At 67.2% G+C, this 1379-nt stretch carries 1 protein-coding gene and 1 pseudogene; both read left to right on the plus strand.

Features of this window, described 5'->3' with window-relative positions; all coding sequences use genetic code 11:
- Positions 1–387: 387 nt before the first annotated feature.
- A complete protein-coding gene (locus ACZ7N4_RS39135) occupies positions 388–837 on the plus strand; it encodes a lipase family protein (RefSeq protein ID WP_471368808.1) in 450 nt (149 codons plus the stop codon).
- A gap of 42 nt (positions 838–879) precedes the next feature.
- A pseudogene (locus ACZ7N4_RS39140) lies at positions 880–1379 on the plus strand (helix-turn-helix domain-containing protein); the annotation flags it as partial.

Below are 1379 nucleotides of genomic sequence, written 5' to 3' on the forward strand. Positions count from 1 at the left end.
GGCCTCCGCCAGATCCAGTACCGCAGCAACCTCATCAACGGCTGCCTCACCGAAACCGGACTCACATTGACGACATCACGGCAACAACGTCAGTAACTGGTCTGCTGCTCGTAGCTAAAGCCTATTCCGCAAGCCTCCTGCGCGGCGTCAGGCTTCGTTGCGGTCCCGTGCGGCGCCCAATTCACGCAGCTGTGTGTTGGAAGCCTCCGCCATTCCTCGGCGACGTCGCGGGTTTCATCCATGCTCACCTTCGGCGTGCCCTCGGGCGAGGCGGCCGCCGCCGACCACCTGCGCAGCAACGGCTGAGCCTGCCCGCCCACAACGGTGACGTGCTCAGCTCGGGTACGAGGCACTGCCGTCAAGAAACTCCTCGATCAGGGCTACGCCGTGGCGGTGACCGACTATCAGGGCATCGGCACACCCGGAGCCCACACGTACATGGACCGCGAGGCGCAGGGCCGCGCTGTCGTGGACTCCCTCCGGGCGGCCGAGCGCCTGGACGCCGTGGATTTGGCGGACGCCGGCCCGGTCGCGCTCTACGGCTACTCCCAGGGCGGCGGCGCTACGGCGTCCGCCGCGGAGCTGGCCCCCACCTATGCGCCCGAACTGAAGATCAAGGGTGCCGTCGTCGGCGCTCCGCCCGCGGACATGAATAAGGTGGCCGACAGCATGGACGGCTCCGCCTACGGGGCGTTCTTCGACTACGCCCTCTCCGGGCTCTCCCCCGCCTACGGCATCGACATCGACCCGTACCTCAATGCCCGCGGCAAACGCGTGACGAACGACCTGCGCGACCACCTGTGCACCTCTTACGAGTTGGTGCGTGATAGCGGGTGAGATTTCACGCCAGATGGATGGCATGATCCCGCTGTGGCGATCATGGTCAATCGGGCGGTGCTGGCGCATCGGCTGTTCACGGGGCTCTCTCGACAGCATCTTGCTCTCCTGGTCGAGGAGTTGGCCGAGCCGTGGCAGGCCGGACTTGAGGGCCGACGCCACGCCGCACGTGGAGGAGCCCGGAAGCGGGCGGCGGGTGCCGGCGCCCGCCATCGGCTGGTGTTCGTCGACAGGCTGGTGGCCACGCTGATCCATCTGCGGCACGACCTGTACCGGGACTGTTGTTTTGCGTCGACCGCTCGACCATCACCCGCGCCATCGCAGAGATAGGCATGCTCCTTGCCGAGCGGGGGTGCGCGGTTCCCGACCGACCTGGCCTGCGGCTTCGGACACTGACGGACGTGTTCGCCTACGCCCAGGCCGAAGGCATTGAGCTGCGTTTGGACGCCACCGAGATCCAGGTCCGCCGGCCACCGGCCAACCGCGGCGGACGCCGCGCGTTCGTCTCGGGCAAGAAGAAACAGAACACCATGAAGGCCACC

The sequence above is a fragment of the Streptomyces sp. NPDC107654 genome, from assembly GCF_055639035.1.